The 17,785-nt window shown below is 39.7% G+C and carries 15 protein-coding genes and 4 pseudogenes; 13 read left to right on the forward strand and 6 right to left on the reverse strand.

Features of this window, described 5'->3' with window-relative positions:
- Nucleotides 1–61: 61 nt before the first annotated feature.
- Nucleotides 62–958 carry a TIGR01777 family oxidoreductase gene (locus AC1TPB_RS07440; RefSeq protein WP_482075903.1) on the reverse strand — a complete coding sequence of 299 codons (897 nt, stop codon included), beginning with the start codon at nt 956–958 and terminating at the stop codon, nt 62–64.
- A gap of 205 nt (nt 959–1,163) precedes the next feature.
- Between AC1TPB_RS07440 and AC1TPB_RS07445 the strand changes: the two genes are divergently transcribed.
- The 5 genes from AC1TPB_RS07445 (at nt 1,164) to AC1TPB_RS07465 (ending at nt 6,443) form a co-directional block, all read left to right on the forward strand.
- Complete coding sequence (locus tag AC1TPB_RS07445) at nt 1,164–1,559, forward strand: S-layer homology domain-containing protein (RefSeq protein ID WP_482075904.1); 396 nt, start codon at nt 1,164–1,166, stop codon at nt 1,557–1,559.
- 112 nt (nt 1,560–1,671) lie between these two features.
- Entirely contained in the window at nt 1,672–3,405 is a 1,734-nt protein-coding gene (locus AC1TPB_RS07450) for a sensor histidine kinase (RefSeq protein ID WP_482075905.1), read from the forward strand.
- Nucleotides 3,402–4,526 (forward strand): response regulator, encoded by a 1,125-nt coding sequence (locus tag AC1TPB_RS07455; protein ID WP_482075906.1) that lies wholly within the window; start codon nt 3,402–3,404, stop codon nt 4,524–4,526. The genes AC1TPB_RS07450 and AC1TPB_RS07455 overlap by 4 nt, the downstream gene beginning before the upstream one ends.
- Before the next feature lie 17 nt (nt 4,527–4,543).
- A complete protein-coding gene (locus AC1TPB_RS07460; protein WP_482075907.1) occupies nt 4,544–4,708 on the forward strand; it encodes a hypothetical protein in 165 nt (54 codons plus the stop codon).
- 226 nt (nt 4,709–4,934) lie between these two features.
- Nucleotides 4,935–6,443 (forward strand): malate:quinone oxidoreductase, encoded by a 1,509-nt coding sequence (locus AC1TPB_RS07465; RefSeq protein ID WP_482075908.1) that lies wholly within the window; start codon nt 4,935–4,937, stop codon nt 6,441–6,443.
- Between the two features lie 81 nt (nt 6,444–6,524).
- Here the strand turns inward: AC1TPB_RS07465 and AC1TPB_RS07470 are convergent.
- Both AC1TPB_RS07470 and AC1TPB_RS07475 read right to left on the reverse strand, forming a co-directional pair.
- A pseudogene (locus AC1TPB_RS07470) lies at nt 6,525–6,921 on the reverse strand (PCYCGC motif-containing (lipo)protein).
- A 36-nt stretch (nt 6,922–6,957) separates the two neighbouring features.
- Nucleotides 6,958–7,927 (reverse strand): annotated as a pseudogene (locus AC1TPB_RS07475) (Gfo/Idh/MocA family protein).
- A gap of 141 nt (nt 7,928–8,068) precedes the next feature.
- Here AC1TPB_RS07475 and AC1TPB_RS07480 point away from each other — a divergent pair.
- The 4 genes and pseudogenes from AC1TPB_RS07480 to AC1TPB_RS07495 all read left to right on the forward strand — a co-directional run.
- Nucleotides 8,069–8,368: pseudogene (locus tag AC1TPB_RS07480) on the forward strand (aldehyde dehydrogenase family protein); the annotation flags it as partial.
- Between the two features lie 261 nt (nt 8,369–8,629).
- Nucleotides 8,630–9,154 carry a PadR family transcriptional regulator gene (locus AC1TPB_RS07485; protein WP_482063836.1) on the forward strand — a complete coding sequence of 175 codons (525 nt, stop codon included), beginning with the start codon at nt 8,630–8,632 and terminating at the stop codon, nt 9,152–9,154.
- A gap of 85 nt (nt 9,155–9,239) precedes the next feature.
- Nucleotides 9,240–9,938, forward strand: coding sequence for an ABC transporter ATP-binding protein (locus AC1TPB_RS07490; protein WP_482063835.1), 699 nt, complete (start codon nt 9,240–9,242; stop codon nt 9,936–9,938).
- Nucleotides 9,939–9,961: 23 nt separating this feature from the next.
- On the forward strand, nt 9,962–10,702 hold the full coding sequence (locus AC1TPB_RS07495; RefSeq protein ID WP_482075909.1) for an ABC transporter permease: 741 nt from the start codon (nt 9,962–9,964) through the stop codon (nt 10,700–10,702).
- Between the two features lie 245 nt (nt 10,703–10,947).
- On the opposite strand, the pseudogene AC1TPB_RS07500 reads toward AC1TPB_RS07495, so the two are convergent.
- Nucleotides 10,948–11,852 (reverse strand): annotated as a pseudogene (locus AC1TPB_RS07500) (MFS transporter).
- Between the two features lie 184 nt (nt 11,853–12,036).
- Here AC1TPB_RS07500 and AC1TPB_RS07505 point away from each other — a divergent pair.
- The 3 genes from AC1TPB_RS07505 to AC1TPB_RS07515 all read left to right on the forward strand — a co-directional run bounded on the left by AC1TPB_RS07505 (nt 12,037) and on the right by AC1TPB_RS07515 (nt 13,329).
- Nucleotides 12,037–12,372 carry an MGMT family protein gene (locus AC1TPB_RS07505; protein ID WP_482075910.1) on the forward strand — a complete coding sequence of 112 codons (336 nt, stop codon included), beginning with the start codon at nt 12,037–12,039 and terminating at the stop codon, nt 12,370–12,372.
- 129 nt (nt 12,373–12,501) lie between these two features.
- A complete protein-coding gene (locus AC1TPB_RS07510; protein WP_482075911.1) occupies nt 12,502–12,780 on the forward strand; it encodes an alpha/beta-type small acid-soluble spore protein in 279 nt (92 codons plus the stop codon).
- Nucleotides 12,781–12,864: 84 nt separating this feature from the next.
- On the forward strand, nt 12,865–13,329 hold the full coding sequence (locus tag AC1TPB_RS07515; protein WP_482075912.1) for an SRPBCC family protein: 465 nt from the start codon (nt 12,865–12,867) through the stop codon (nt 13,327–13,329).
- Nucleotides 13,330–13,464: 135 nt separating this feature from the next.
- Here the strand turns inward: AC1TPB_RS07515 and AC1TPB_RS07520 are convergent, their stop codons facing one another.
- The gene (locus AC1TPB_RS07520; protein ID WP_482075913.1) at nt 13,465–15,240 is read right to left on the reverse strand and encodes a sensor histidine kinase; all 1,776 of its coding nucleotides are present in this window, start codon (nt 15,238–15,240) and stop codon (nt 13,465–13,467) included.
- Nucleotides 15,237–15,995, reverse strand: a complete 759-nt coding sequence (locus AC1TPB_RS07525; protein ID WP_482075914.1) for a response regulator transcription factor — start codon at nt 15,993–15,995, stop codon at nt 15,237–15,239. The genes AC1TPB_RS07520 and AC1TPB_RS07525 overlap by 4 nt, the downstream gene beginning before the upstream one ends.
- A gap of 434 nt (nt 15,996–16,429) precedes the next feature.
- On the opposite strand from AC1TPB_RS07525, the gene AC1TPB_RS07530 reads away from it, so the two are divergent.
- Nucleotides 16,430–17,470 carry a M23 family metallopeptidase gene (locus tag AC1TPB_RS07530; RefSeq protein ID WP_482075915.1) on the forward strand — a complete coding sequence of 347 codons (1,041 nt, stop codon included), beginning with the start codon at nt 16,430–16,432 and terminating at the stop codon, nt 17,468–17,470.
- Nucleotides 17,471–17,785 lie beyond the last annotated feature (315 nt).

Below are 17,785 nucleotides of genomic sequence, written 5' to 3' on the forward strand. Positions count from 1 at the left end.
ATTTAATTATTTAATCTAACAAAATAAATTTAAGAGGATGTTAGAAATAGTGAATATGCTCTTACGTTAACAGTTCTTGAAGCGCATTTTCCAGTGTTGGATAAGAGAAGGAAAAGCCATGCTCTAATAATGAACTTGGTAGAACTGTTTGACCTTCCAATATGAGAATACTCATTTCTCCTAATAGAAGCTTTAGCATAAATGCAGGAACAGGCATCCAGTGTGGTCGATGTAGCACTTTCCCAATCATTTGACCGAACACTCTTATATTTACAGGATTAGGTGCTGTAAAGTTGACTGGACCTACAATGGAAGGGTTGGATATACAATAAAGCGCTGCACGAATGACATCATCGATATGTATCCAAGATAACATTTGCTGACCACTTCCAATAGTACCCCCGCCATACAACTTATAAGGTAGGACCATACGAGGTAGTGCCCCTTCATGTTCACCAAGAATAACGCCAAAACGCATCAATACAGTTCGTATTCCGCTATTGCTGGCTTCATGTTCCCATTGATTGACGGTGTCAGATAGGAAATCTGAAGGTTTCATCTGATGTTGCTCTGTGAACGTTTCAGTATGGGAAATGCCATAATAACCTACAGCACTAGCATTCAGTAACACGCTCGGTTTATGTTGCAAAGCTGCAATAATTCGCTGAATTTCCTTTGTTGCAGAGAGGCGACTGTCTAAGATTCTGCTTTTTCTTACAGTTGACCAGCGACCGCTATTCAGTGACTCTCCTGCAAGATTAATAATAGCCTCAACGCCCTCTAATTGTAGCTCTGGTTGATCTCCGTCATTAAGCCAATTGACATAGGTGACACCTTCCATAGGAGAATAAGGCTTCGTATTGCGTGTAAGGATGAATACCTCATGTTGATGATCTAGAAGATGTGATTGGAGCGCTTTCCCGACAAAACCATTACCACCAGCAATTGCAATTTTCATGGTTTTCTCCTCCTCGTATAGATGAGATATACTTTATGAACATTATAGTACATATCCACATAATAATTTACTAAACGTCTAACGATTATTACAAGATCACGTATCTGAATATTTAGATGCAGATTTATTGCTATTATCGGAGAATGTTTTTGGCAAGGATGCTATATTACAAATCAGAACCATATTGGATACCGGAAGAACATTAATGTTACGACACCCATCTTATCTCATCCATGGAGATTTTGATGATTCACATATATTCGCTCATCAAGGAAAGTTCACTGGCATTATTGACTTTGGAGAGATTCAAGGAAATAGTCCACTATATGATCTAGGTCATTTTAAATTGCACGATGGGTATTATGGATTGGGGTTAGAAGACTTGGTATGGTGTACAACAGAACGTGGGGCAGATATCGTGAACACTCCGTTTGTTGATGATGACCAAATCCCAGCATGGGGTAAAGCATATGTTGAAGCAACCCGTAAGCATGGGCTAATGAACGGTCGGCAAGAAAATCACTTTGTGCCAACGGGATTAACGACAAGAGCAGAAGCTACCGTCGTTCTTTTACGTCTATGGAAGCAGCTTCATCCATAACATCTACTATGAATATAAGAAATGGCGATGCAGGAATTAATTCCTACATCGCCATTTCTTTATGTTCGGAAAAGCTGTAATATGAGAATCATAAAGAGAAAGGAGTTTCTTTATGATATTTACGGCAGAACTTATCTTTATGATTATTTCTGTACTTATGATGGGGATTGTATTTTCCGTTTTGTACCGATTTAGACGAGAACCTGGCGTTCGCTATATGATGGGCGTGGTCATTTGTCGAATTATATTTGCAAGCAATGTTGTTCTAGAGACAAACAGCTTTTTATTGATGGAAAAGCTAATTTTTCGTAATATTCAGCAGACCGCGTTGCTTTTTATAGTGCCATTATTTATTGTATTTATATATGAGTTAACGGGATCCCGTAGAGTGATGAAGTGGTCATGGAAGCTTGCATTATTTGCAGTATTTACTTTATTCGCCATACTTATTTGGCTTGATCCGTATATTCATGTCATCTATTACTCCGTTGAGTTATATGACGATCAATTAATTACAACAAGAACAATGTTTGCAACGATGTTTAATTTGCTTTGCTACGGTGCATTAGCACTGAGCATGTACTTATTACTTAGATATATATGGGCAATACCGCATCATTTTCGCAAACCAGGAATGCTAGTGGTGCTATTAGCCACATTGCCATTTCTGATGGAGCTGATGAAATTTGTTAATCCACTATGGTCACCGTGGCTAAAACCACTATCTGTTTTTTGTGGGGTGACGGGTACGATCATGGTGTTAATTGTATTGCGAACTAAATTTTTCTCAGTTGTACCAATTGCGAAAAATATTGTATTTGACACGATTCAAGAAAGTATTTTAATAACAAATGCTGCGGGGAAAGTGATCGATAATAACAAAAAAGCCATTCAGTTTTTTTCGGAAATGGGTTATGCCGATTTTTATGGTCACTCGATATCCGAGCTACTAGAGCGTTGGCCAGAGTGGCATCAATTATGTCAGTCTGCTCAACAGGGTAGTGTGGAAATTGATGTGTGGCAGGCAGGAGAACGGAAAATTTATCGTGTTAATGTATATCCGCTGCGGGTATTGCGCAATCAAAGCCAAGGAAGTGTGTCAGTAATCTTTGATATAACAGAGAAACAGGGACATTTGGAGAAGATTGCTCATCTGAATAAATTAAAGGATCAATTATTTACGATTGTTTCTCATGATATTCGAAGCCCACTAGCGATGCAATATCAATTAATAGAGCTGCTAGAGCATGATCTTGAACGCTTCGATGCGGAGCATCAGGAAGTTATCGTTAAGCTGGGTGAGCAAATCCGAAATACACTGGGCATGTCTAACAATTTGCTAGAATGGTTCCGTAGTCAACGAGAGGATATCGCACTCAGGCCACAACTGTTAGAGTTGCTAGAGGTTGTAGGGGAAAGTTGTCAATTACTACATATGAGTAGCGCAGCAAAGCATTTGCGTATACATAATAGCATTCCTGCAGGTACTTGCGTGTTTGCCGATCGCGAAGCTATTGGATTAATTATTAGAAATCTACTATCCAATGCAATCAAATTCACTCAAGTGGGTGGTTCAATCGATATCCGTGCAGAGCAGTCTGGTGATATGGTCATTGTATCCGTTCGGGATAACGGAATTGGGATGGATATAGATATGGCGAAGCAACTTTTCGTTGCTAAGCAAATTTACTCATCTATTGGTACATTAGGTGAAAAAGGGGCAGGACTTGGCTTGCTTGTTAGTAAACAATTTGTACAGCTAAGCGGGGGAACGATGTGGGTAGAGAGTGAAGTAGGGCAAGGGAGTAGCTTCTACTTTACGATAAGAAGCGGGGCGGATTTATGAAGGTTGTTATCGTAGATGATGAGCCAATTATGCTGTTAGCTATGAAGCGAATGCTGTCTAGCATGGAAGAAATTGAACTTGTTGGTAGTTTTCAAAATGCGGCGGAAGCAAGTGATTATATAGAAAAATATCCTGTCGATCTTGCATTTTTGGACATTCAAATTGCTACCGATGATGGAATTGAGTTAGCGCGCCATTTACGCTTAACGCATCCAGATCTGGATATTGTATTTACAACGTCGCATTCAGATTATGCAATGGCAGCTTATGATGTTTATCCTCTGGATTATATGGTAAAGCCGATTGGCCGACAACGATTGACCCAAACGATCACTAGAGCAATTCAAAGACGCGGTTCATCCGCTAATGCAAGTAATCAGCTAGCGGGTGCGAATAAGTCTAGGTTAAAAGTACGTACACTCGGCTGTTTGGAGACTAGCAGTGTGGAGCAGGGCATAGTAAAATGGAGCTCGAAAAAAAGCGAGGAGCTATTTGTCTATTTAATATTACATCGAGGTCAAAGTGTAGCGAAATTGCGGGTAATGGAAGATTTATTTCCAGATATGCCTTATAAAAATGGAGAAGTATATCTTCATACAGTCGTTTATCAGCTAAGAAGAGCACTTAATCCTCATGGATTCAAAGAGATCCTAATATCAGGGCAGGAGCGGTATAGGATAGAGATGAGTCAACTAGACGTTGATTTTATTCAATTTGAGCAGGGTGTAGATCAGCTAACGAACATTAATGATGATAATGTTGCGAGTGCTATCGAACTAGAGAAGCAATCTTCGGGAGAGCTTTTTGAGGAGCAGTCGTTTGTCTGGGCAGCGATGGAGCGGGAGAATATGAATGTGTTGTACCAAACGTTCGCTAATCATCTGGCCAACTGGCTAGTTGCGAGTGAACGATATGGAGAAGTAATCCAGATTGCACGAAAACTAGTTGCCCGTAATGAATTTGATGAGCGATCGAATCAGCTTCTACTTAAAACCCTTGGAGCAATGGGAGATAAGCAATCGTTCCATAACTACTATGAACGGTATGTACAGTTGTTGCAAATCGAGCTAAGTTTGCAGCCATCGCCTGCGATACAGAAAATTTATCGTCAATATCGGTGAAAAAACATATTGTTTTTATGAGCAGTGTTACATTGACAGCTCCAATCGGTGTCGCACATACTTTTCGCAATGGGCATGATGAGCCCGTTATATTTCAGCTGAAATTGACACCACCGCAACAGTTCGAAGGATCTGTACGTATTCATTATGGATTAATAGATGTAAATGACGAGTTTCTATAAAAAAAGTGCTAGAGCCTCATGGATAAGTCACTTCATGTCTATTCAAGTTTAAACAATATATAATTATTATTATAGTGATAGATATTTTTAATCCTTAAATAATTTTGATCAGTTTATAATGGATATATAAAAGGTTTGTGACTAGGTCGTACCTTGGCTTGTTTTGACTCCTATAAAGGAGCGCCTACGTCTTTTATGAAAATTTCAGGGGATAAGGAAGGTAGAAATGAGCGACAGACAGCAAAAAACAGACGTTATTTTAATTGGAGCCGGAGTCATGAGTGCGACTTTGGGAGCATTACTGAACGAATTAGTACCAGAATGGGAAATTAAAGTGTTTGAGAAGCTTTCAGATGCAGGTGAGGAAAGCTCTAACGAATGGAATAATGCGGGAACAGGACATGCTGCACTGTGCGAACTTAACTATACCTCCGAGAAACCGGATGGATCAATAGACATTAGCAAGGCTATAAAAGTTAATGAACAATTTCAACTTTCAAGACAATTTTGGTCTTATCTTGTGGACAGCGGTCTGATACGCAACCCGCAGGACTTTATTATGCCCTTACCTCACATTAGCTTAGTACAGGGTGATAAAGATGTTACATTTTTGAAAAAGCGTTTTGAAGCGTTATCATCTAACCCATTATTTCAAGGGATGGAATTTTCCACTGATCCTGAAAAGCTGATGGATTGGATTCCGCTTATTATGGAAGGTCGTCAATCGAATGAATCCATAGCGGCAACGAAAATCGACTCAGGTACAGATGTTAACTTCGGTGCTTTAACACGCATGATGTTTGACTACTTAAAGCATAAAAACATTCAAATAAACTATAAACATAGCGTTAGTGATATTAACCGTACGAGCGACGGCTTATGGGAATTGAAAGTACGTAATCTTGATAGCGGTACCGTTGAACGTCATACTGCAAAATTCGTCTTTATCGGCGGTGGTGGTGGAAGTCTACCCTTACTACAAAAAACGGGCATTCCTGAATCAAAGCATATCGGAGGATTTCCGGTAAGTGGACTATTTATGGTATGTAACAATCCAGATGTTGTAGCGCAGCATCATGCCAAGGTATATGGTAAAGCTAAGGTTGGCGCTCCTCCAATGTCTGTCCCGCATCTTGATACAAGATTTATCGATAACAAAAAATCATTACTGTTTGGACCGTTTGCTGGATTTTCACCAAAGTTCTTAAAAACAGGTTCGATGTTTGATCTAATTGGTTCTGTAAAACCGAATAACGTCTTAACGATGTTAGCAGCGGGTGTCAAAGAAATGTCATTGACAAAATACTTGATCCAGCAAGTTTTGTTATCGAATGAAAAGCGTATGGAAGAGCTAAGAGAGTTTATCCCGAACGCGAAAAGCGAGGATTGGGGTATTGTAGTAGCAGGGCAGCGTGTACAGGTCATTAAAGATACTGAGGCTGGCGGCAGAGGAACACTACAATTTGGTACGGAAGTTGTTAGTGCAAGCGATGGCTCAATTGCTGCATTACTGGGAGCTTCTCCAGGTGCTTCTACTGCGGTTCACGTCATGCTCGAAGTTTTGCATAAATGCTTCCCACAATATATTAAAGAGTGGGAGCCGAAACTTAAAGAAATGATTCCCTCTTATGGCGAGTCACTTGTGGAAAATCGGGAACTTTTCAATCAAATCCATGCTTCAACAGCGGAAGCGCTTGGCTTAGCGGGTAAAAAACAACAACTAAATACGAAATAATCTGTAGTGGTACGTACGTTGTATACGACGAAAAAGAGGATTTCGCACATGATGTGTGAAATCCTCTTTGTATTGCGATACTTATGATGGAAACTCAGTTTTAGTAGGTGCTGCATAGCCTTCTGCATACGTATTATCAATAATCGATCTAATTTCTTGTAGAGTTTTTCCTTCTTGAGTCATATTGATAGCATCAACCGCAATAGCATGGCATCCATTTTATAATTTCAGTAGACAGTCCAGCGGCCTCGTAAACTAGGCGGATCTGTTCGTTTTGTCCATCCAAAAAGGAAGGTAATATCGTTGCGGATGCAGTTTCTTCTTGTATATCTCCACTTACATGTAAATGCTCATTGGTTTCTACATGTCCATTTTCATTAGTGTGTTCTTGATTATGTGCCCCGTTTTGCGAGCTACAAGCAGTAATAACAATAACTGACGTTAACAAAATGCTAATCTTCGTAAGAAAAGAGCTCATTATTTCACCCCATCATCCTGAGTATATTTCATTATATTATACTGCTTCACTACTAGTCCAAGGTTGCGTTACGGACACTACCGTTTCTCCAGTTCTTATCGCTTGATCAATTAGCATTCCGATATAATGATCTTGAGACGCTTCCGGAAGACCATAGAAGGATGGACCTCCTGCAGCATAATCTGCGATCTTGATAAGACAGGTTGCAATGGCAATCTCATCATCATACAATCTTGCTGGCATAAATGGATTTTCATACACCCATTGCTCGCCTGCCATAATTCGTTTAAGGAAATAACCTTCTGCATTTTCGTACTCGCCTTTATTGATCCGTTATGAAATCGTAAATACCAAGCTTGCCGCCAAAATCTAACCAAGCAAGATCTCTCTCTGATTCAACTAATTTATCTTCCGTTGGCGGGCCACTTCGGTTAGGTCCAGCTACCCAATCGGAATGAAATCTCATACCCCTAATGCTCACATTCTCGAATTGTACGCCGAGCATTTTACGGATAAGGCTCACCGCATGATAAAATTGCGAAATGGATACCGTCACTTGATTGACTTTTCCTAATTGACCTGACTGAATGACTGCAGCACGCGCTTCCTGGATCGGATGATATTGATATTGCTCAGCCACTTGAACTCGCGCACCTTGCAGGGTAAGTTTGTCATGCAGCATAATTAGTCCATCAAGATCAGGGGCAGGAGGAGTTTCCACTAATACAGGGATTCCTCGCCGAGATAGCTCTAGCTTATAATGAATAGCTGCTGACGGGTTAACGGATAGAATAACGAAATCGGGCTGCTCCTTAAGTAATAGCTGATCTAACGTGCGATACGTATTGACATGCCATAATTGCTCCATAGATTTTCCTATCGCTTCATCACGAACGACCATTCCACTAACATGAAACTTCTCGGTTAGAGCGTGCGCAATTCTCAAAAAATATTGTGCACGGAATCCCCCACCGCCTACAATGCTGAATTTAATAGGTTTACCCATGAAATATATCACCTCTTTCTTTATATGAAAGGTCGAGGCGTGGGACTGATTGGCTTCAAGGTATTTGATTCTATTTGATTAAAGTTGAATTTATTGTGCGGCATACTATGTGGAATCAATTCTGTGTAAGTAGAAGAAGGAATATTTAATTCTACATTATCTTTCGTAAGAGTAGATACTCTTGAAGAAGCTATCGTATTGTCTAATCAATCTGAATTTGCAAATGGCGGTGTTCTGTATACGGATAGCGCGAAGGCCATTCGTTACTATCGCGATCATATTGATGCGGGAATGCTAGGTATTAATGTTGGTGTCCCTGCTCCAATGGCATTCTTCCCATTCTCAGGATATAAGAAATCTTTCTACGGTGATTTACATGCAAATGGTAAAGATGGCGTAGAGTTTTACACTAGAAAAAAAGTGGTAGTGGCTAGATATTAATGTAGATCGAAGAAAGTTTATACCAATGCATAACAGACTAGGTTAATATACCGCTTGCTTTTTTGGTATATTAACCTAATCATTTTAGAAGTTCTGAGATTCTATTCATTTGTTTGAATTCAGCAGGTACTGGTAAAAAGTTACTTGCTTTTTTGTATGCGGAAATAGCTGTAGACATATTTTACTAATTATGTTAATATCCATTTAACATATAACCAACATTGGATATTTAAGATTGAGCAAAGAAAGGGATCGAGCTTTTTGACAAATCTAATTATTCTAGCACTACTACGCGATAGACCGATGCACGGCTATGAAATACAGCAAATTATACAACTAAGTCATATGGATGAATGGGCTAATTTACTGTCAGGCTCCATTTATTATGCACTTAATAAACTCGAAAAGGATAAATTGATCCGTACAGAAGCAGAGGAGCGTCAAGGTGCTCGGCTTCGTAAAATCTATGCTATTACAGAGGAGGGAGAGCAACTATTTCAAACCTTGGTGCGTGAATCATTAACATTAACCCCGCATTCGGTGAAGTCAGATTTCACGGTAAGTTTGAACTGGATTGAAATACTTTCGAAAGAAGAAGCTATTACTTTATTGGAGAAAAACCTACAGCAAGTCGAAGACAATTTAGCGAACTGGGAAACCGGGAAGTTATTAAAAGGTGAGCATGGATTATCACTATTTGCGATAGCTTCATTCGATAATGCGATCGCTATATTGGAGCAAGATATTAAATTTATTAAGCAAATCATTTCAATTTTAGAGCAGTAATCAAATCGTCGACATCCATCGACGTTTTCTTTTAATCAAATACCCAACATTGGATAAACAATATTGGATAAAGGGGGAGTAGTATATGAGCAAATTGATTGAGGTTAACAATATCGTAAAAAAATATGGTAATCGGACAGTTGTGAATGGTATTAGCTTAACTATTAATCAGGGTGAGGTCATCGCGATTATTGGTCCAAACGGCGCGGGGAAATCAACGACATTAGACATTATTCTAGGACTTAAGCAGGCAACTCAAGGATCAGTTACTTATTGGAAGGAGCAGGCAGCCCAACATATTGGTGTACAGCTACAAACCATGCCATTCTTTGCAGGTTTTACAGCATTAGAAAATATGAGAATGTTTTCTGCTTTCTATCAATTGAAATTAAAAGATAATCAATTGTATTCCTACTTAGAAAGATGTGGTATTGGAGCTTCTGCCAAAGTAGAAGCTACCAAACTTTCTGGTGGACAGCAGAAAAGATTATCTATTGCGCTAACATTAATGCATCATCCGCAGTTGCTTTTCCTTGATGAGCCAACGGCGGCACTTGATCCTAGGGCACGCAAAGAGATAAGAGAACTTATCCAATCACTATCTGCTACAGGAACAACGATCGTATTTACTTCTCACGATATGGAAGAAGTAAGTAAAGTAGCTTCTAAAATTATAATGATTCATAATGGCGAAATTGTTGCTGAAGGTACTGAAGAGTTGTTGTTGAAACAGCACGAAGTAGCGCATTTAGAACAGCTTTACCTTAATTTAACAGAGGCGTAAATTTAGAATAAAGGGGATTTTTTATGTTAACAATTATTCGAACAATGTTAATTGGTGTATTGCGTGATATTCATACGATCGTGTGGACAATTCTATTTCCAATTGTGATGCTAGTTGGACTTGGATTATATATAGATAATGAGATGTACTCAGCTCGATTATTAGCTGGCGTATTAGCGACAAATGTCTTGTTTGCTACAACAATGGTGACGGCCTTTTATATTATGGCACATCGTAACAGAGGGATTTATAAACTTCTTCAAGTAACGCCATTCTCAACGTTGAAGTTTCTACTTTCTATTACTGCGGTAAGAGGAATTATGATTGCAATTATTAGTATTAAACTAATGATCATAGGATGGTTAGTTTTTCATGTATCGTTATCACTTTACAGTATCGTTGGAATTAGTATAGCGCTATTGTTAGCAACGATATGCTTTAATTCAATTGGTATAATAGCGGCTAATTTATCTAAAGATGAAAGTAATGTAAATATGATATCCAATTTAATTAGTTTTCCAATGCTACTAACAAGTGAAGCCTTTTACAGTTTAGATCAAGCGCCAGTATGGGTACAATGGTTAGGTCATATTCAACCTCTATATTATTTTGTAGACGCATTAAATGCTGCTATAAATGGGAAGGAGAGCTTAAATGAATTTTGTTTAGCTTTAGTCATATTGTTAGGGTTCACAATTGTATGTATAGGAATGGCCGTGAAAACATTTCGTTCAGATGCTAATGAACCTATTCTGAGAAACTAATTGCTTTTTTCAAATTGAGTTAAGTGTAAAGTAATTCTGTTCAAAAAGTAAATCATGCGGTGAAGCAAGCGATGTCACACCCGGATGAGTAAGCTTATAATGCATTATCTCATGCTGAAAATGCGCTTGGTAACGCAGAACAACAAAATGGCGGTTAAGGAGAGTATTCCGTAACCGCCATTTTTATTGTTAACGAACATTTCTGATCAAAGTGAGCTGTCTTCCTTGCTAGCAGAACAATCCAGTTACAATGTTGATGTGCGAGAGCTAGATGGTTCATCTTTTCTTTCTAGAACACGTGCCCATCCAGTTAATATAACAGCTCCAAGAACCATAATTGCTCCAACCCATGGTGTATGAATAATTCCGATGGAGTCAGTTACTACTCCTCCTAAATACGCTCCAATCGCGATGCCGGCATTAAATGCGGCAATGTTAACAGCAGATGCTACATCTACAGATTTAGGTGTATAACGTTCAGCCAACATAACAACATACACTTGTAATCCAGGTACGTTCATAAAAGCTAACAATCCCATAAAGAAAATAGTAATTAATCCAGCAACTTTGAATGGGATAGTGAATGTTAGAACGATCAGTACAATGAATTGTAGAATAAACATGTAGAACAAGGCAGATACAGGCTTACGGTTAGCGGATTTTCCGCCAATGACGTTACCGATAGCGATGGCAATACCGTATACAAGCAGAATAACGGTCACTGTACTTTCACTAAATCCAGTGATGTCTTGCAGTAACAGAGATAAATAGGTAAAGACTACAAAAGTACCTCCGTAGCCAATCGCAGTAATAGCGAATGCAAGTAGTAAACGTCCATTCGTCAGAAGTTTCAGTTGATTATGAAGTGAAGTTTTAGTTCCTCTACGCAAATTAGAGGGAATCAACATCATATTGGCGATGAAAGCAATGATGCCAATAATGACAATTCCGATAAAGGCTGCTCGCCAACCCATATGTTGACCGATCCAAGTACCTAGTGGAACTCCAGTAACCGTGGCTACTGTAAGTCCTGAGAACATAATTGCAATGGTAGTAGCCCCACGCTAATAAACTCTGTTGTCCCTATTGCGAATGCACTTATTGCTAACGCAAGGAGTGCTAAAGTACTTCTTTTTTTATCTAGTGTCATGTGAATGCTTCTTTCATAATGTATTACCGGCCGGTAAATGCTATTATGAGACTTCTAAGCACCAATGAACAGTACGTACTTTTTAGTGATATAGGTACTAAAAAGTGTCTAATAAGCAAACGTACTTGCCTTTATGGATCCGTTTTGAGTTCCATTTGTATATTAGGAGGGGGCTATAGCCATAATGCAGCCATTTACGAAAAGAGTCATTGAAATTATACAAAGTATTCCAGTAGGGTATGTCATGACCTATGGACAAATTGCTGAATTAGCTGGAAGTGCAAGAGGAGCGAGACAAGTAGTAAGAATTTTGCATTCGATGAGCTCGCGGTATGAACTACCTTGGCATAGAGTTGTTAATGCCAAAGGAGAAATTGCGATTACGGATGATGAATTTCGCTTCAAGCAGCAGCTGTATCTAAGCGATGAGGGTGTTATAACAGATGGAAAAGGCCTAATTGACTTGGAGAAATTCCGTTACAAACCGCTTAAAGAGAACTTTATGATAGAAGATCAATAGCTAATGAAAATTATGTTTCTGGGCATCTTATGGAGAAAGACGTCTAAGTGTATGCTTTCGAGGTGAACTTTTTGTTAACAGAGAAGTTTACTCAGAAGGTAAACAAAAAGTTTTTAGGAGTTGAACATAATGGCAAGAAGAAAAAGAAGCTATGTGGTACCAGGGGTAGAACAAGAAATGCAAGCATTCAAAGCTGAAGTTATGAAGCGTGAAGGATATACCGTAGATCCAAACCAAGCAGATGATGTGAAGTATGAAGTTGCTGCGGAACTTGGAGTTCCGCTTCATCCTGGAGAGAACGGTCAATTGACTACGGAAGCGGTAGGGCATGTCGGTGGAAAAATTGGTGGCTCCATGGTTCGGGAAATGATTCGTCTCGCCCAAGAAAAAATTGCAAATAAGGAGTAGTCATAAACCTTTTCGAGAATGCACTACATGGCTTATTGATCATGTAGAATAGGGTAGTATGCTTGAGGGGAGAGGGGAACTATATTGAAGCAATGGTCAAGAGAAATTGAAATAAATACATCCATTGAACATGTTTGGTCGTATTTAGATGGGTCATTAGAACAGATGCAAAAGATTATGCCACAAGTGGTAGAAAATAAACCAATTAAAATGACAAACGAAGTTGTAGGCAGTATATATCGTCAGCAATATAAAGAAGGTAAGCGCATTGAGGAGTATGATGTGCATACGTTGGAATATGTAAATCATCCGAACGATAAAAAAATAAAAATTGGATTTACACTGGCCAATGCATTTGAGATTACAGCCTTATATGAATTGCGCCGCATCAATGATCAGAAAACGGTGCTTACATATACAGCTACGAATAAAGCATTAAAGTGGTTTGTAAAAATATTTATGATCTTTGCAACAGAGAAAGTCGTTGTTAAATTTTTGGAGACGGTTAAAAGAGTTGCGGAATCAGAGTTTCAGGAAGAACAGAATTGAGCTAGGGTTAATAAAGTTTCGCCGATTGTTCTAAAAAGACGAAGCCAGCTGTGGTTTCGTCTTTTTAGGTGGATCTCTCTTTGACCGTATTTTCCGGATATTGAGAGAACATCTAATAATAATGTTAGCGTGTTGCTAGGCCTGACTTTCTATTTCTTGATAAGACCAGATTAAGCGAATCGTTGTACCTTTGCCTAATGAAGTTTCTACTGCAATAGTTCCATGCATTGCTTCCACAAGATCCTTTGCAATGGCCATTCCAAGCCCCGAACCCTCTGTCATCACGTTCGTATCCGTTCCTCTAAAGTATCGTTCAAAGAGCTGCGCTGCTGTGTTCTCATCCATCCCTTGGCCGTTATCAACGAATTGGATAATAATTTGCTGCTTCGCTTCATCGGACCATACAGATACATTAAGTCTCGTATCTGGGGAATTGTGAATCAGTGCATTAGCAGCTATATTCAATACAACTCGTTCAAGCCATGGACCATAAAGCGTTACTACAATGTCTACTGGGGCAGGCTTGAACTGAATATGTTCTTTGACAAAGGATGGATGATTGCCTGCTCGATCCAATACTGAAGACAGCCAGCTATTCAGCTCGAGCAGTTCTCCCTCAGCAGGTTTCACGCCTGCATTGATTCGATAAGTGAGTGCAAGATCGTTAATTAGTACATCCATATGTGCAGACTTTTCTAGCATAATCGTTGAGAACTTACGTACTTCTTCGGTGCTCCAATCATAACCAGGTTCAGCGAGCATATGAGCGTATCCTTTAATAGATGATAGCGGAGTTTTCAAATCATGGGTAATCCCGCTAATCCATTCATCCCGCAAACTATTATTTTGCTTACGCAACTCTTGTTGCCGTAATAAAGTGCGAGAGAGATTGTCAATAGAATGTATTACTTCAATAAATACACGATATCTTGGTCGCCATTTCCCTGAACGTTTCTTGCTTCGTGTTACGCCACGTCGATCAAGCGGCTCCTTATATTCAGCTCGACTTAAGCCATCCAGCCAAGTAAGTATATGTAGCATAGGACCGCCAAAGCGATGAGCATTCCATAGAGAAAGCAGGAGCAATATAGCAACTACCGCTACAATCATACTGCTGCCCCCAATTAGCAGAATTCTACCCTCCGGCGGCAAAAAGCTTCCTTGTCCATTAGTGCCTCCAGTCTCATTGGGAAGCATAACGACCCAAGTACTCCCAGTGTTAGCATCATAAGATGAGTTCATCTGATACCCGTATCGATCGTAATACATAGACCGAAGTGCTAACTCTGAAACACTGTAATATGTGCCGATATGATCCGGTTTATTATAAGAAGCAAGCTCCGTTCCTTCAGGGTTAAGCAGTTGGATAAACCCACCTAGTGATTCGAGTTGCTGGGCAATAGCTTGCGGAATGATTAATTGCCCCTGTGGGGATACACTCGCTTGCGCAGTCGTCTGCTCTAATATTTGCTTGATCTTGCTATGAAAACCATATACTAATGTGTAGGTTTTTCCGTTTTTTTCTTGAATCCACAGGTACAGCTCATATGGGAAAGGTTTCTTTTCCGTCCAATAGTCTACTAACTCTCCTGGGGCATAGCGCTTTGGCACATCATTTGGAACAAGATAGGAATGATCGACGATTCCATCTTCATCTAAGCTTTGTAGCCAGCCGTTATTGAGTTTCACTTGTTCTAGCAATCTAGCGTCAAATCGTATACCATCGGGCGTAAGCTCCGATGATTCGACTAACTGCTGGAGACCAATTGAAGCAAAGTCTTTATTGATGCTAATTTCGTTCAATTGTTGAAACACCCAAATTAAGCAAACTGAAGCGATGATCAAGGCCATAAAGGCGGCAACGATCATCTGAATAATAAAACGGACGGTAAGGCGTCGTTTCATATTCATAATATATCTCCGAATTCAGTACGGAGCGGCACAAGCTTATATCCCATTCCGCGTACATTCACAATCCACCTTGGATTTGCTGGATCAATTTCAATCCGCTCCCGTATACGATGGATATGTACCATAACCGTATTATCATCGTTGAATGAATCTTCACCCCAAACCTGCTCGTACAGCTCTCTTTTGCTGAAAATTTGGTTGGGATGCTGGCATAGAAATAGTAATAGCTGGAACACAAGTGCGGGACAAGCTACTGATTTTCCATCAACGATAAGTTCCCCAGCCTCCTTATGTACCTGAAATCTCCCATAATTATATATAATACTTTTTGTATGACTAGCTAGCTCAGTATTGCTACTATCGGCGCCACTTTGATTGCTAGCAGCCCAATAACGGCGAAGCTGAGAACGAATCCGTGCTACGACCTCAAGTGGATTGAAAGGTTTCGCAATGTAATCATCACCGCCAACTGCAAAGCCGCTAAGCTTATCAAAATCGGAAGAACGAGCGGACAAAAATAAAATTGGAGCGTTCGTTACTTCTCTCAGAAATGGTGTTGCCTCAATACCGCTACGACCTGGTAGCATCACATCTAGAATAATAATGTCATAGCTATTGTTCTTACAAGCGTCTATCGCTGCTTCTGCTGAACTAGCCGAATCTATTATAGTAAAGCCTTCCTTAAGTAGAACAGTTTGTAGTAGCTCTACAATGGATTGTTCATCATCTACTAGAAGAATAGCCGCTTCCTTCATAAACTCACCGCCTTATGTATCTATATTGTCATTCTATCATGCCTGCTTCTCTAATATTAGAAGGGAGTCTTAACGGAGTCTTAATTTTATCGTGCTGTCGGTAGAGGATAGTTAAGGTAATGTTTATGTAGTGTTTCGGCTGACATAAGATTGCATTGCTACACTATAGAGGAAGTTCAAAACGTACGACTGTGATCACGATGGAATGCGTTGTAGCTTAGTCGGTGGCGAATATGCCCTCCATCAAAAGCCTAGCATAAGCTTCCGATGTATGTTTCTTGCAGAAACATTGTAGGTGCTCGTGTACCAATTACGTACACTGTGCTACTCGTTTTTGCTGAAGTGCATCTTCTTGGTGCTGACAGCCGAACTTTTTGAACCTTTATTGGAAGAGGAAGTTCAAATAGCGACCATAACACTAGGAGGACAAAGAGATGACAATGAATACTAAGAGAATGAAAGATACCAATCGATCCAAAAAACGTATTATGACAGTAGTATTAGTGGCAAGTATAATGCTAGGGACATTAAGTGCCTGCGGAAATGGTGGCGATAACAATATGAAAGATGGACAAACGATGACAGGAGAAACAACTGTTACACCAGCAACAGAGCAAGCGGCGATGCAGCCAGAAGAATTGGCTGATTTTATGCTGAGCGGTAAACATGAAACGATTTACAAACAGTTCAGTTCCGAGTTTCAAGCGCAAGTGAGCCAAACAGATTTTGCAGCGATGTCGACATCCTTTACCGCAGAAGTTGACACTTTCCGTATTTCCTCCAGTCTTCTTCACAATGAAATGGATATACGTGTTTGGTTGAGCAACGAGGGAGATAAAGGGATATTAGCGGCATTTGGAGATGGTGGAGAGATTATCGGATTGCAAATTCAAGAGCTGGTCACTTATCCAGATACAGATGGTAATATGACACAAACTGCATTTGATTTTCCGTTTCAAGGAGAATGGTTAGTGTTCTGGGGGGGCACGAATGTATTTCAAAACTATCATTATGAACTAGCTAGCCAACGTTATGCGTATGACTTGATACAAGCAAAGGAAGGAAAGTCCTATGAAGGGGACCCAAGTCTCAATGAAAGTTATTTTGCCTTCGGACAAGATGCACTTGCTCCTGCGGATGGTACAGTAGTCTCTATTGTCAATGATATCGTAGACAACGAGCCTGTTGGAGTGGCTAATGAAAAAGTTCCAACTGGGAATTTGGTCGTCATTGATCATGGCGGCGAGTTCAGTTATCTCGCTCACCTCAAAAAAGGATCAGTTACTGTAAAGCCAGGTGACAAAGTAGAACGGGGTCAAGTCATTGGACAAATAGGTAATTCAGGAAACTCCAGCGAAGCCCATCTCCATTTCCAAGTTTCTAATGGCAGTAACTTATTCGAATCGGAAGCGATTAACGTGCAATGGAAGGATGGCAGCGGACCTGTTCAGGGGGGAATTATTAATGCTGATTAACTTTTAATTTGTTGTAGACTTGGTTTAAATCAAAAAGGCGATATTTCGTTCACATTGGAACGGAATATCGCCTTTCTCTTTACTTTAAATCGATCATGAGTTGTCTAATCAGATAATGGATATTTTGCAAGTGGTTATTGCAATAAGAATTTTGTTATTCAACGTGTCACTTTCATCAAGCAATGTAGACTAGATCAGGCGGCGTTTTTGGTGCATGCAACAAAATTTACTTTTTATTGAAACAATAACAATCGAATTATGATAATACAACTTTCCTCGTATACGTGTTACTACATCTATTGTAGTGCAGTAAAT

This window comes from Paenibacillus sp. Y951, from assembly GCF_056786395.1.